The sequence below is a fragment of the Streptomyces sp. NPDC056987 genome (assembly GCF_042673865.1).
GTDB lineage: Bacteria > Actinomycetota > Actinomycetes > Streptomycetales > Streptomycetaceae > Streptomyces.
The window spans coordinates 191095-205319 of record NZ_JBHURV010000001.1 but is presented as its reverse complement, the minus strand read 5'-3'; the positions used below and the strand labels follow the sequence as shown (position 1 = coordinate 205319).

10 protein-coding genes and 1 pseudogene are annotated in these 14225 nt (G+C 72.2%); 6 read left to right on the top strand and 5 right to left on the bottom strand.

Going from position 1 to position 14225, the window contains the following annotated elements; all coding sequences use genetic code 11:
- Positions 1–37 precede the first annotated feature (37 nt).
- From ACFTZC_RS00810 to ACFTZC_RS00800, 3 genes are read right to left on the bottom strand one after another with little or no spacing between them, the layout of a single operon-like run.
- The gene (locus ACFTZC_RS00810) at positions 38–2422 is read right to left on the bottom strand and encodes a xanthine dehydrogenase family protein molybdopterin-binding subunit (protein WP_382885990.1); all 2385 of its coding nucleotides are present in this window, start codon (positions 2420–2422) and stop codon (positions 38–40) included.
- A 5-nt stretch (positions 2423–2427) separates the two neighbouring features.
- A complete protein-coding gene (locus ACFTZC_RS00805; RefSeq protein ID WP_382885499.1) occupies positions 2428–3024 on the bottom strand; it encodes a (2Fe-2S)-binding protein in 597 nt (198 codons plus the stop codon).
- A 2-nt stretch (positions 3025–3026) separates the two neighbouring features.
- On the bottom strand, positions 3027–3926 hold the full coding sequence (locus ACFTZC_RS00800) for an FAD binding domain-containing protein (RefSeq protein ID WP_382885497.1): 900 nt from the start codon (positions 3924–3926) through the stop codon (positions 3027–3029).
- Positions 3927–4232: 306 nt separating this feature from the next.
- Between ACFTZC_RS00800 and ACFTZC_RS00795 the strand changes: the two genes are divergently transcribed.
- Entirely contained in the window at positions 4233–6083 is a 1851-nt protein-coding gene (locus tag ACFTZC_RS00795; RefSeq protein ID WP_382885989.1) for a PucR family transcriptional regulator, read from the top strand.
- A 448-nt stretch (positions 6084–6531) separates the two neighbouring features.
- Complete coding sequence (locus tag ACFTZC_RS00790) at positions 6532–7302, top strand: hypothetical protein (RefSeq protein ID WP_382885496.1); 771 nt, start codon at positions 6532–6534, stop codon at positions 7300–7302.
- A 68-nt stretch (positions 7303–7370) separates the two neighbouring features.
- Here the strand turns inward: ACFTZC_RS00790 and ACFTZC_RS00785 are convergent, their stop codons facing one another.
- Positions 7371–9248, bottom strand: coding sequence for an ABC transporter ATP-binding protein (locus ACFTZC_RS00785; protein WP_382885494.1), 1878 nt, complete (start codon positions 9246–9248; stop codon positions 7371–7373).
- Positions 9245–11052, bottom strand: a pseudogene (locus ACFTZC_RS00780) (ABC transporter transmembrane domain-containing protein). The gene ACFTZC_RS00785 and the pseudogene ACFTZC_RS00780 overlap by 4 nt, the downstream one beginning before the upstream one ends.
- Positions 11053–11666: 614 nt before the next feature.
- On the opposite strand from ACFTZC_RS00780, the gene ACFTZC_RS00775 reads away from it, so the two are divergent.
- Genes ACFTZC_RS00775 through ACFTZC_RS00760 form a run of 4 tightly spaced genes read left to right on the top strand, consistent with a single transcriptional unit; the run spans position 11667 to position 14218 of the window.
- Positions 11667–12869: an ATP-binding protein gene (locus ACFTZC_RS00775; protein ID WP_382885492.1), complete on the top strand. Its 1203-nt coding sequence runs from the start codon at positions 11667–11669 to the stop codon at positions 12867–12869.
- Complete coding sequence (locus tag ACFTZC_RS00770; RefSeq protein ID WP_329828071.1) at positions 12866–13276, top strand: roadblock/LC7 domain-containing protein; 411 nt, start codon at positions 12866–12868, stop codon at positions 13274–13276. The genes ACFTZC_RS00775 and ACFTZC_RS00770 overlap by 4 nt, the downstream gene beginning before the upstream one ends.
- Positions 13273–13653, top strand: a complete 381-nt coding sequence (locus ACFTZC_RS00765) for a DUF742 domain-containing protein (protein ID WP_382885490.1) — start codon at positions 13273–13275, stop codon at positions 13651–13653. Before ACFTZC_RS00770 ends, ACFTZC_RS00765 begins: the two co-directional genes overlap by 4 nt.
- Positions 13628–14218 carry an ATP/GTP-binding protein gene (locus ACFTZC_RS00760; protein WP_382885488.1) on the top strand — a complete coding sequence of 197 codons (591 nt, stop codon included), beginning with the start codon at positions 13628–13630 and terminating at the stop codon, positions 14216–14218. Before ACFTZC_RS00765 ends, ACFTZC_RS00760 begins: the two co-directional genes overlap by 26 nt.
- Positions 14219–14225: the final 7 nt, after the last annotated feature.

The window sequence follows — 14225 nt, the reverse complement described above, 5'->3', positions numbered from 1 at the left end:
TCGGTCGGTCTCCTCGGGGCGGGACGGGTGCCGGTTGTCAGGTGCCGGTGAGGTGTTCCGGGCGTACGGGCGTCCGGTTCAGCTCCAGGCCCGTCGCCGCGCGGATCGCCGCGAGGACCGCCGGGGTGGACGAGAGGGTCGGCGCCTCGCCGACGCCGCGCAGCCCGTACGGCGCGTGGTCGTCGGCCAGTTCCAGGATGTCGACGGGCATGGTCGGCGTGTCGAGGATCGTCGGGATCAGATAGTCGGTGAAGGACGGATTGCGCACCTTCGCCGTGACGGGGTCCACGATGATCTCCTCCATCACCGCGACACCCAGCCCCTGCGTGGAGCCGCCGTGGATCTGGCCGAGGACGGAGAGCGGGTTGAGCGCCTTGCCGACGTCCTGCGCGACGGCCAGTTCGACCACCTTGACCAGCCCCAGCTCCGTGTCGACCTCCACGACCGCGCGGTGCGCGGCGAACGAGTACTGGACATGGCCGTTCCCCTGTCCGGTACGGAGGTCGAACGCCTCGGTCGGGCGGTGCCGCCACTCCCGTTCCACCTCGACCGCCTCGTCCTCCAGGACGTCCACCAGAGCGGCCAGCACCTCGCCGCCGTCGGTGACGACCTTGCCGTCCTCCAGCAGCAGTTCGGCCGTGGCCCAGGCCGGGTGGTACGTGCCGAACTTGCGCCGGCCGATCTCCAGGACCCGCTCCCTGACGTGCTCGCAGGAGTTCTTGACGGCGCCGCCGGTGACATAGGTCTGCCGGGAGGCGGAGGTGGAGCCCGCCGAACCGACCCGGGTGTCCGCCGGGACGATGGTGACCTGGGTGACGCCGAGTTCGGTACGGGCGATCTGCGCGTGGACGGTGACCCCGCCCTGGCCGACCTCGGCCATCGCGGTGTGCACGACGGCGACGGCCACCCCGCCCACCACTTCGAGCCGTACCCGTGCCGTGGAGTAGTCGTCGAAGCCCTCGGAGAAACCGACGTTCTTGATGCCGACCGCGTAGCCGACGCCGCGGACCACGCCCTCGCCGTGCGTGGTGTTGGAGAGGCCGCCGGGCAGCGCCCGTACGTCCGCCTCCTCGCCCGCCACCAGCCACTGCCGCTCGGGCGGGAGGGGCCGGGCCTTGACGCGGCGCAGCAGTTCGGCGACGGGCGCCGGGGAGTCGACGCGCTGGCCGGTCGGCAGCAGGGTGCCCTGCTCCATGGCGTTGATCCGGCGGAACTCCACCGGGTCCATGCCGAGCGCGGCGGCCACCTTGTCCATCTGGGCCTCGTACGCGAAGCACGCCTGGACGGCGCCGAAGCCGCGCATCGCGCCGCAGGGCGGGTTGTTGGTGTAGAGGGCGAGGGCCTCGATGTCGACGTCCTCCACGGCGTACGGTCCCGCCGAGAGGGAGGCCGCGTTGCCGACGACGGCCGGGGAGGACGAGGCGTAGGCGCCGCCGTCGAGGACGATCCGGCACTTCATGTGGGTGAGCTTGCCGTCGCGCGTCGCGCCGTGCTCGTAGTGGAGCCTGGCCGGATGGCGGTGGACATGGCCGAAGAAGGACTCGAAGCGGTTGTAGACGATTTTGACCGGCCTGCCGGTGCGCAGCGCGAGCAGACAGGCGTGGATCTGCATGGAGATGTCCTCGCGGCCGCCGAAGGCCCCGCCGACGCCGGAGAGCGTCATCCGGACCTTCTCCTCGGGGAGGCCGAGGACGGGCGCCATCTGGGCGAGGTCGGCGTGCAGCCACTGGGTGGCGACGTAGAGGTCGACGCCGCCGTCCTCGGCGGGCACGGCGAGGCCGGACTCGGGTCCGAGGAACGCCTGGTCCTGCATGCCGAAGACGTAGTCGCCGGTGATGATCACATCGGCGCGCTCGGCGGCCCGGGCGGCGTCGCCGCGGATCACCGGCTGGCGGTGCAGCACATTGGGGTGCGGGACATGGCCCGCGTAGTGGTCGGTGCGGTGTTCGTGGACCAGCGGGGCGCCGGGGGCGGTCGCGGACGCCTCGTCGGTGACGACCGGCAGGTCCGCGTAGTCGATCCGGATCTTCGCGGCGGCGCGGCGGGCGGTCTCCGGGTGGTCGGCGGCGACGAGGGCGACCGGCTCGCCGTGGTGCCGGACCTTGCCGTGGGCGAGGACGGGGGTGTCCTTGATCTCCAGGCCGTAGTGGGTGACAGCGGCGGGGAGGTCCTCGTACGTCAGCACGGCATATACGCCGGGGGTGGCCAGTGCCTCGGCGGTGTCGATGGAGCGGATCTCGGCGTGGGCCACGGTGGAGCGCAGGGTGTGGCCCCAGAGCATGTCCTCGTGCCACAGGTCGGAGGCGTACGCGAACTCGCCGGTGACCTTGAGGGTGCCGTCGGGGCGGAGGGTCGACTCGCCTATGCCGCCGCGGGTGCCGGAGCCCTGGGTGAGACTGGTGGGGATGCCGGTGGTGGCCATGGCGGTCACACCGCCCTTTCCTGGCCGGCGGCCTGCCGGGCGGCCGCGAGGCGGACCGCGTCCAGGATCTTCTCGTAGCCCGTGCAGCGGCAGAGGTTGCCGGAGAGGGCCTCGCGGATGTCGCCGTCGCTCGGGGAGGGGTGGCGCTCCAGCATCTCGTCGGCGGCGACCAGCAGCCCGGGGGTGCAGAAGCCGCACTGGACGGCGCCGGCGTCGACGAACGCCCGCTGGATCGGGGCGAGTTCGTCGCCGTCGGCGGCCTCTTCGGCGGCCCTCCCGTGGGCGGCGGTGGTCCCGTCGAGGGTGGTGGTCCCGTCGCGCCCCGCGATCCCGTCTGCGGCGGCGGCGCGCCTTCTGGCGTGGTCGGCCAGGCCCTCGACGGTGAGGATGTCCCGCCCCTCGGCCTGCCCGGCCGCGACCAGGCAGGCGCACACCGGGACGCCGTCGAGCCGTACCGTACAAGAACCGCATTCGCCCTGTTCACAGGCGTTCTTGGCGCCCGGCAGACCCAGCCGCTCGCGCAGCACGTAGAGCAGGCTCTCGCCCTCCCAGACGTCGTCGGCCTCCTGCTCGCGCCCGTTGACCGTGAAATGGACACGCATGGTTACGCAGCTCCTTCGAGTCCGCCGGGCCCGTGGCCGGAGGCCCGGTACCGCTCCCAGGCCCAGCCGAGCTGGCGGCGGGCCATGATGCCGACCGCGCGCCGCCGGTACGAGGCGGTGCCGCGGACGTCGTCGATGGGGTTGCAGGCGGCCGCGGCGAGGTCCGCGAACTGCTTCACGATCGACGGTGTGATGACCTTTCCGCTGTCCCAGAAGCCGCCCTCGTCGAGCGCCGCGTTCAGGAACAGCTCGGCGTCGCGCGCCCTGACGGGGGTGGGGGCGGCGGAGCCGATGCCCGTGCCGACCGTACGGGTACGGGGGTGCAGCGCGAACCCGAAGGCGCAGACGGCGATGACCATCGCGTTGCGCGTGCCGACCTTGGAGTACTGCTGCGGCCCGTCCGCCTTCCTGATGTGGACGGCCCTGATGAGTTCGTCGGGCGCGAGCGCGTTGCGCTTCACACCGGTGTAGAACGCGTCGATCGGGATCCGCCGGGAGCCGCGTACGGACGCGACCTCCACCTCGGCGCCCGCGGCGAGCAGCGCCGGGTGCGCGTCGCCCGCCGGGGAGGCGGTGCCGAGGTTGCCGCCGACGCCGCCGCGGTTGCGGATCTGCGGGGAGGCGACGGTGTGCGAGGCGAGGGCGAGACCGGGCAGTTCGGCGCGCAGGTGCTCCATGATGCGGGTGTACGGGACGGACGCGCCCAGCGCTACCTCCGCCTCGCCGACCTCCCAGTCGCCCAGTTCGCGGATGCGGCTCAGGTCCAGGAGCCGGTCCGGCCGCCGGTGGTCGAAGTTGATCTCGACCATGATGTCCGTGCCGCCCGCGAGGGGCACGGCGGTGGGGTGCTCGGCCTTGGCGGCGAGCGCCTCCTCCCAGCTTCCGGGACGAAGGAAGTCCATGAGTGGCTCTCTTCTCGAACGGCTGGAGCGGCGCGCTTCCCGAACGGCTGGAGCGGCGCGTGGACGGCGGTCGGCCGCGGCGCGGCTGCCCACCAGTACACAAGCCGCCGACGCGCCCGGTGCAGTCACCGAAACCATGAAGGAGTTGGCTGGTCCGCCACTCAGTCTTGTAGATTCGAACGAATGATGGGGTTGCGGAAACCGAGAGGTCTTCCCATCGCAACGTAAGGCACTTCCGGTGGGGTGGCAGCTCCGCGCGAGCGGCCCCCCGGACGACGGACGATGAAAGAGATCGGCGGCGACACGATGCGGCTGCGCGCACTGCTGGAGACCGACGCGCTGGGGCTGCGGCTGCTCGGCGGCGAGGACGAGCTGGACCGGACCGTGCGCGGGGTGATGACCACCGACCTGCGGGACCCGAGCCGCTATCTCTCGGGCGGCGAGCTGGTCCTCAGCGGCCTCGCCTGGCGCCGGGGGGCCGAGGACTCGGAACCGTTCGTACGGATCCTCGCGGATGCCGGGGTCGCCGGGCTCGCGGCGGGCGAGGCGGAGCTGGGCGACATCCCCGCCGACCTGGTCGCGGCGTGCGCCCGCCACCGGCTGCCGCTCTTCGCGGTGCACGAGAAGGTCGCGTTCGCCACGATCACCGAGCACGTGGTCCGCCAGGTCTCCGGGGTGCGCGCCGGGGATCTGGCGGCCGTGGTCGACCGGCACCGCCGGCTGATGACCTCGGGTCCGGCGGGCGGTGGTCCCGAGGGGATACTCGACCTCCTCGACTCCGATCTCGACCTGCGGGCCTGGGTGCTCTCCCCCACCGGGCGGCAGATCGCGGGGTCCGGCGCGCCGCTGCCCGCGGCGCGGGCCGCCGCGCTCGCGGGCGACCATCTCTCTGCCGCGCGCGCGGGCCTGCGGAGCCCGTACCGTACGGCCGTCGACGGCACGGTGTACTCCCTCTTCCCGGTCCGTGCGCAGGGCGGTGACGCGGCCGGGGAGCGCGGGGCGGCGCTGGCCGGCTGGCTGCTGGCGGTCGAGGCGGACGCGGGCGACTGGCCGGAGGAGCGGCTCGACCTGCTCCAGGGCGTCACCCAGCTCATCGCGGTGGAGCGGGACCGGCGGGACGCGGCCCGTACGGTACGGCGCCGGCTCGCCCAGGAGGTCCTGGAGCTGGTCCAGGCGGGCGCGGCCCCCGCGGAGACGGCCGCCCGGCTGCGGGTGGCGGCCCCGGTCCTGCTGCCGGGGCTCGGCGGCGCCGTGCCGCACTGGCAGGTCGTCGTGGCGCGGATCGAGTGGGCGGCGGAGCCGGATCCCGCCGGAGGGGGCGGCGACGGCGCCCCGGTGGTGCGGGCGCTGCTGGAGGAGATCCTGGTGGGGGCGGCGGGACCGGCGGGATCGGCGGGGGCCGACTCGGGGGACCGGATCGCGGTAGCCCACATGGGTGATGAGGCGATCGCGCTGGTACCGCTGACGGCGGCGGAGGAGAGCCCGGGGACACCGGCGCCGGATCCCGTCCGGCCGACGGCGCCGGGGGCGGTTCCGGCCACTTCGGCGCCGGGGGCGGGGGCGGCTCCGGCCACGCTGTCGGGGGCGGCCTCGGCGCGGGAATCCGGGGCGGCTTCGGCGCGGGCGGCGGAGGCGGCGGGCGGTACGGGGCCGGCGGATCCCCGGCTGCACGCGGACGCGCTGCTGGCCGCCGTACGGGCGCCGCTCGCCGCGGGACTCGGGGACGACGGCCGGCTGACGCTCGGCGTGAGCGCCGCGGTGCACTCCGCCGAGGGGCTCAGGGGCGCCCTGGAGGAGGCCCGGCACGCCCGCCGTGTGGCGGCGGCCCGACCGGGCCGTGTCTGCGCGGCGGGCCACCACGAACTGGCCTCGCACGTCCTGCTGCTGCCGTTCGTCCCCGACGACGTACGCCGGGCGTTCACGGCGCGGCTGCTGGACCCGCTGCGCGACTACGACCGCCGCCACCGGGCCGAACTGATGGCCACGCTGGAGGCGTTCCTCGACTGCGACGGCTCCTGGACCCGCTGCGCGGCGCGACTGCATCTGCATGTGAACACGCTGCGGTACCGGGTGGGCCGGATCGAACAGCTGACGGGGCGCGACCTGTCGCGCCTGGAGGACAAGTTGGACTTCTTCCTGGCACTGCGCATGAGCTAGGTCTGCCGTTCGGACGGCCACGTCCGCGCCACTCGAACCGTCCCACGGACTGCCTCACGGACCCACCCCGCGGACCGCCGCGCGCGCTGTCGCGTCCCGTTGACCGCCGTCACCCGAACCGGCCACGGGGAGTTCGGCGGCACGGTCCCGCGGGAGCCACGCCGGGCCGCGGGCGGGCGGTGACCGGCGGCGGCCGCCCGACCTCGTCCCGGGGCGGGGCGATCACCCCAGGTGGCAGAGGTGACGGCCGTCGGCCCTGCCCCGTACGGCGGGATCGGAACCACGGTGGGCACCCGGGCCGCGCGCCCCCAATACCACCCCCGGCGCCCAAGTGATTGTGAATTTTTTCACCTGACCTATTGGCCCGGCGTGCTGATCCATGCTGAGATGCGTCCACACTCAACAGCACAATGGCGCGCTTGGGGAGGGCAATGTGGCGTATACCGCCATGTCCGGTTCCGGAACCACCGCTGGTGACGACCCGCTCCAGACCGCGGTATGGCGGCTGCGCTCACGCGGTTGCTGGACCGACGCGGCCGCGTTGCTGGCGCCGCACGCCAACTCCCCCGACCCGGCGCTCCAGCGGGCCTCGCTGCTCGTGGAGCGCTGCCTGTTCACCGGCGACGGCTGGCCGGAGGCCGAGGACGCGCTGCGCTCGGCGGAGGCCGCGGCCCGCGAGGACCGCGAGCGGGGCGCCGCGGCGTGCGAACGGGGGCATCTCGCCTACGCCTCGACCGTCCTCGGCGTCCGGGACCGCGCGGACGAGGCGCGCTCGGCCCTGGGACGGGCCGCGGCGCTGCTGGACCCGACCGCGCCGGGCCGCGCCCTGCTCGACTTCCGGCGCGGGCTGGTCGCCGAACACCTTTCGGACTCCCCTCAGTCGGCCCGCGCCGCGTACCGCAGGGCGCACGCCGCGGCGACGGCGCACGGCCAGACACTGCTGCTCTCCTTCACCTGGCGCCATCTCGCCGGACTGGCCCTGAGAGAAGGGGAGTTGGCCGAGGCGCGACACGGTTTCGGCGAATCCCTGCGGATCCGGGAGGAGTTGGGGTACCTGGTCGGTACGGCCCCGGCGCTGGCGGCGCTGGCGGACGCGGAACCCGAACCGGAGGCCTCCCGGCTGCGCGCCGAGGCGGCCCGGCTCTTCCGCCTCCTGGGCGGCGTCCCCACCTGGCTCGCGGAGCAGCTCACGCCGTCGCCCCCGGCGCCGGTGGCCTGACGGGGGCCGGGGGACTGGCGTAGCCGGGGGGGCTGGCGTAGCCGGGGGCTGACGTAGCCGGGGGCCGGCTACCGCGACGCGTCCCCGTGCCATGAGCCCCACAGCTTCGCGTACGCGCCGCCCTCGGCCACCAGCGCGTCGTGCGTGCCCAGTTCGGTGAGCCGGCCGTCGTCCATCACGGCCACCCGGTCCGCGTCGCGCGCCGTCTGGAGGCGGTGGGCGATGGCGATGACCGTACGGCCGTCGAGGACCGCCGCCAGTGCCCGTTCCGCGTGGCGCGCGGTCGCCGGGTCGAGCAGGGCGGTCGCCTCGTCGAGGATCAGCGTGTGCGGGTCGGCCAGCACCACGCGGGCCAGGGCCAGTTGCTGCGAGCGGGCGCCGTCCAGTTCGACCCCGCCCGCGCCCGCGCCCAGCACGGTGTCGAGGCCGTCCGGCAGCTCGTCGGCCCAGTCCGCGCCGACGGTGGCGAGGGCCGCGCGCAGCTCCGGGTCCGTGGCGCCGGGCGCGGCGATCAGGAGGTTGTCCCGGACGCTGTCGAGGAAGACATGGTGTTCCTGGGTGACCAGGACCACCTGGCGGCGCAGGTCCTCGGGGTCGAGCGCGGCGATCGGCACCCGTCCCACCGTGACCGAGCCCTCCCCCGGCTTCTCGATGCCCGCCAGCAGCCGGCCGAGCGTGGACTTCCCGGCGCCGGACGGTCCGACGACGGCGAGCCGTTCGCCGGGCCGTACGGTCAGGTCGACACCGCGCAGCACGTCGCGCCCGCCGTCGTACGCGTACCGCACCCCCGTGACCTCGATCCGGTCGCCGTCCGGAACGAGGCGCCGCCGATCCGGGCTCCCCGGCCGGTGGCCGCCCTGCGTCTCCCCCAGCCCTTCGACCCTGGCGAACGACGCCCCGCTGCTCTGCACCTGCTCCACCCACCGCAGGATCTCGTCGAGCGGCTGGTCGAGCTGGCGCATGTACAGCGCGCAGGCGACGACGGCCCCGAGACTCACCAGGCCCTGGTCGTGCAGCGCGCCTCCGGCCAGCAGGACGGCCACGACCGGGACGATGTACGAGGCGTCGACCGCGGGGAAGAGGACGCTGCGCAGGAACAGGGTCCTGGTACGGGTGCGTTCGCACCGCTTCACCGCCTCCTCGCAGGCGTCGAGGCGGCGCTGCTGGAGCCCGAACGCCTCGACGGTGCGCGCGCCCGCCGCCGTCGACGAAAGGATCTCCGCCAGCGCCGAGTTGGCCGCACCCTCCGCCACATACGCGGTGTGCGCCCGGCGCAGGTACCAGCGCGTCGCGAACCAGATGCCGACCAGGCCGATCAGCCCGCAGGCGCCGAGCGGCGGGGCGAGGACGACGACCGCGCCCAGGATGAACAGCACCTGGATCCCGGCGATGAAGACGTCCGGGCCCGCGTCGCGCAGTGTGGTGCCGACGGCGGTGACATCGGTGGTGCCGCGCGCCGTCAGATCGCCGGCGCCGGCCCGCTCCACCACCGGGGCGGGCAGCCCGAGCGCCCGGTCGACGAACTGTTCGCGGATCCGGGCCGAGGTCCGTTCGCCGAAGCGGTGTCCGACGTAGCGGGCGTACCGGGTCAGCAGGAGCTGGACGAGCGCGCACACCAGGATGATCAGCGCGTACCGGTCGACGGCGGCCACGCCGCCACCGTCCCGGACGGTGTTGACGATGCGGCCGAGCAGCCAGGGGCCGGCGAGACCGGCCATCGCCGCGAGGGCGTTGAGGCCGATCGCGGCGGCGAAGGCGCGTCCGTCCTGGCGCACCAGCGCGAGCGCGGCACGGCGTACCCGCGAGGGATCGGCCACGGGCAGTCCGGCCGACGTCCTCAGGGCGCTCTCCGTGTTCGACGTGCTCGACGTGTTCGCCGAGTTCTTCTCGCTCTTGTCGTTCTTCTCGTTCTTCTCGTTCTTCTCGTTCTTCTCGGCCACGGTCATCGCACGGCCTCCTCGTACCGGTCCGGCTCGTCGTCCTCCGTACCGCGTGCCACGAGGGCGCGGTAGCCCGCCTGTTCCGCGAGCAGTTCCCGGTGGGTGCCGACCGCCTCCGTACGTCCGTCGACCAGGTAGTGGACCGTGTCCGCGTGCTCCAGCATCAGCGGGGAGGTGGTGGTGACGAGGGTGGTGCGGCCCGCCCGGCGGTGCGCAGCCCGGCGGCGAGCGCGGCTTCCGTGTGGGCGTCGACGGCCGAGGTGGGTTCGACGGCGATCAGGATCTCGGGGTCGGCGAGCAGCGCCCGTGCCAGCCGCACCCGTTGGCGCTGACCGCCGGAGAGGTTACGGCCCTGGCCGAGGAGGTCGGAGTCGAGGCCGTCCGGCAGGCCGAGGACGATGTCCTGGGCCGCGGCGGCGGCGATCGCCGCTTCGACGGCCTCGTCCTCGCGGCGTCGGCGGCCCTCGACGGCATCGCGGAGGGTGCCGGCGAAGAGGTCGGCCTCGTTGTCGGCGACGAGGACGCGGTCGCGGATGTCGCGGAGGGGGATCGTGTCGAGCCGGGCCCCGCCCCAGGTGGCGCCCGAGGCGGTGAACCGGCCCAGCCGGTCGGCCACTTCCACGGCGTCCGAGGGGCGGGCGCCGACGAGCGCCGTGAGGCTCCCGGGCACCACCTCGACGCCGGAGGCGGGATCGCGCAAGGGGGCCGGGGACGCGGGTGCCCGCCCCGGCGCACCGCCGTTGTCCCCGTCGGCCGGATCCGCGCCGGCTCCGGAACGCGCGTCCGCGTCGGCTCCGGAAGGCGCGTCCGCGTCGGCGTGTTCGGGCTCCAGCGCCAGGAACCGTACGACCCGCCGCGCGCAGACCAGGCCGCGGCTCACGTCGTAGCCGCCCTCGATGAAGAACCAGACGGGGACGACGAGAACGGCCGTGTAGCCGTACACCGCGACGAGTTCACCGAGGGAGATCTCTCCCCGGGCGGCCAGCCGCGCCGCCAGCCAGGTCACGACGGCCAGGAAGAGCGCGGGCAGGCCGACGCCGAACGCGGCGATCCAGCTGGTCACGGCCCCGACCCGGTACCCCTCGTCCCTGAGGCGCCCCGAGTCGCGCCGGTAGCGCGCCGCGTACACGTCCTTGCCGCCGAGTCCGCCGAGCACGCGCAGCCCGCCGACGATGTCGACGAAGCGCGCGGCGAGGGCGCCCTGCCGCTCGCGGTACGCCGCCTCCCTGCCCTGCAACCGCCCCAGCAGCGGGCCGAGTACGACCGCGAGCAGCGGTACGCCGAGCAGCACGACGGCGGCGAGGACCGGTGACACGGACATCAGGAGCCCGGCGACCACGACATAGGCGAGGGCCGCGCCGACGCCGGGGCCGGTGACGGTCAGGGCCTGGCTCATCGCGATGACGTCGGATATGCCGATGGTGACGACTTCTCCGGCCGTGATCCGGTGCGGCAGTGTGGCGCCGAGCGTGGTCGCCTGGCGGACCACGACACGTACGGTACGGAAGGTGGCGTCCATCCGGACCCGGGTCATGGTGCGGTGCCGCGCCAGGCCCACCAGCGCGTTGGCCACACCGACCGCGAGCAGCGCGCCGCTCCAGCCCCACAGGGCCGGTCCGTCGCCCGGTGCGAGGCCGTCGTCGATCGCCCGGGACAGCAGGTACGGCGGGAGCGTGAGGCCGGCCATCCAGACACTGCCCCACAGCGCGCCGGCCGCCACCCGTCCCCGCTGACTGGTCACCAGCCACCACAGGTAGCGCGCGGCGCTCCGCCGGTCCGGCGTGCCGGGATCCTTGTATGTGTCACCCATTCCCGCACCCTAACGACACCGCCGCCGGGGCTCCTCCGAATTGACGGCGGCACGGACCGCGCACGGACCGGTCTCGGGGGACCCACAGACCTCCACACCTCTCCACACGATCGCTCACGGTCGCGCACGTCCCCACACATCACCACGACCTCCCCACGACCTCCCCATCACCTCATCACGGGCGTGCCTCCGGCATGTGACAGCCCATGGCGCAAAAGGGAGGTTTGCCCGCAAGGGCAGGCAACGACACGGGGCCGGACGGGCCCCTGACCGGCGCCCAACGATCATCAACGCCCCCAAAAGGGAAACACCGCTGAATTAACGTCAGACGCCAGAAAGAGAACAGAACGACCTGGCCGGAGGCACATGCCGTGGTGATAAGATCGCCGAGCTTGCCAAGTGGTGCCAAACCCGCTATGGCATAGAAGGAAAGTCAGCGCATCGGCCCAGAAATCCGCCGTCCCGGGGAGAACTATGCCATTAGCCGGGCCTTTCAAGGCAGTCCGGCAGGCGAGCGTGCGCGGCCTATCCCGTATGTCTGTGACCGCGAGCCATTCTCAACGCATTCTCCAGACATTCAGTACCCGGTGGCCTACTCGCCCGAAGAGAGCCTTATGACGCAATACCTCCAGGATCCAGCGCTTTGGGGTCTCATCGCTGGTACTCCTCTCGCCGCGACCGCGATCATTCGCGGTAGGAAGTCAATTGCCGAGCTGAGAAAGGAGAAACAAGAGCTCAAGGCGCATTACGCGAATCTTGAGGACCATTACGCCGAGGCCGTCGAAGAGGCCAAGGACAGGGCGGAAGAAGCCACCAAGACCGCGCTGAAGTCGGCGATGCGGACGCTTCAGGGTCTGGCGAGCGAGCAGCAGCTCGCGATCACCAAGCTTCAGGACAAGTACGGGGAACTCCAGATTCTCCAGGACCTCCTCGACATCGACCACATGAACTCGCAGTTCGCGCGGCGCGCCCAGTCCATCGCCGTTCTCTGCGACGGATGGCTGGGCCGGCAGCGCGCCGCCGCGTCGCTCTACGACGTGGTGCGCAGCGCCAAGGGCCGTATCCGCCACTTCACGCGTGTGGAAATCCGGGCCCAGAGTAATTTCGCGATCGTCAGCCGGGCGGTGGAGCCCGTCGCGCTCACGCTCGCCGAACTCCTCGACAACGCCACCAGTTACTCCGCGCCGGAAACGATCATCGAGATCAACATCCGGCCGGTGCCCAAGGGCGTCTGCATCATTGTCGACGACGCCGGTGTGGGCATGAACGAGGAGGAGAAGGCCAGGGCGGCGGGGCTGCTGTCGAGCGAGCGTTCGCCCGGTGTATCGGGTCTCGGCAATCCGCCGCAGTTCGGTTTCACCGTGATCGGTGTGCTGGCCGCGCGGTACGGCTTCACCGTGTCCGTGGATTCCACCTCTCCCTACGGCGGGGTGCGCGCGGTCGTGCTGCTGCCCGAGGAGCTGCTCACCGCCATGCCGGAGCCCGAGGCCAAGCCCGCTCCCCAGCCCGAGCCCAAGCCCTCGCAGCGGCCGGAGCTCAAGCCCGCGCACCGGCCCGAGCCCAAGGAGTTCCCCACCGTGGCCGCGTCCTCCCCGATGCCGCCCGAAGAGACTCCGGCGGCGCCCACGACCACCTTCGGGGGGCTCCCCAAACGCCGTCGCCGAGGCGCGATCTCGATCGTTCCGGCCGCCGAGACCACGGAGGCGCCGGCTCGTGACCACGAGCAGGCCGCTTCCGTGATGGGCGCGTTCCAGCGCGGAACGCAGTCCGGCCGCCGTTTCAACAACACAAGCAGTGAAGGGCATGAGAATCAGTGAATTACGATCTGTCATGGATGCTTGACAGTGCTCTGGAAGTGCCCGAAGCACGTCACGCGATTCTCGTCTCCGCCGACGGCCTCCTCATGGCCCGTTCCAAGGAAGTCGGCAAGGACCACGCCGACACCGTCGCCGCCGCGATGAGCGGAATGCAGTCGTTGAGCCGCACCCTGGCCGAGTTCTGCGGAACTCCGCCGAACAACCGGGCCCAGTGGCGGCAGACGGTGGTCGAATTCGACCACGGCTGGGCATTCCTCATCTCGGCCGGCGAGGGCGCCTATCTCGGCGTATCGGCAACACCGGAGGTGGACATGGCCGAGATCACCTTCCGTATGCAGCAGCTCGTCGGCCAGCTCGGCAAGGCCTTGACCAGTCCCCCTCGCGAGATTGCTGACACGAAAGCATGACCACACCAGAAGAGCCGGATCAGGAACCAGTCGCCCCGCAATTAGTACGTCCGTATGTCATCACCAACGGCCGCAGTCTGCTCGATGACCACGAGTTCTCACTGATCACGCTGGTCACGACGGCTCAGGACACCCCCAGAGCGGGACATCTCGACCCTGAGAAGCGCGATCTTCTGGAGTTGTGCGCGGGCGGCCATCTCTCCGTCGCCGAAATAGTCGGACACACCCAGCTTCCGGTCGGGGTCGTGAAAATTCTGCTGTCCGATCTCACGCAGGAGGGGCACCTCGTCACCCGTGCCCCCATACCTCCCGCGAAGCTGGTCGAGCGGCACATACTTGAGGAGGTGCTGAATGGCCTTCAAGCCCGTTTTGGATGACGGCGTCTACTTGCGTGAGTCGGTACAGACTGCCGCGAAGATTCTTGTGGTCGGGCATTTCGCCGTCGGCAAGACGACATTCATCGGGACCATGTCCGAGATCCCTCCGCTGCGCACCGAAGAGGTGATGACGCAGGCGGGCGAGGGCATCGACGACCTCAAGGGCACGCCCGGCAAGACCACCACGACGGTGGCGATGGACTTCGGCCGCCTCACCCTCAGCGACCGACTGGTCCTCTACCTGTTCGGCACACCGGGCCAGCAGCGCTTCGTCCAGGTGTGGGAGGACATGACCCGGGGCGCCCTCGGGGCCCTGGTCCTGGTCGATCCGGAACGGCTGGAGGAGTCCTTCCCCGTGATGGACCTCGTCGAGCACTACGGCATCCCCTACGCGATCGCCGTGAACCGGTTCGACGACCGGCCGGACCACGCGGACCAGGAGGTACGGGAAGCGCTCGACCTGCTCCCCGAGACACCCCTCGTCAGCTGTGACGCGCGGGACGAGCGTTCCTCGGCGAACGCCCTCATCTCCCTCGTCCGTTACCTTCAGTCACGCCTCAACTAGGAGCTTC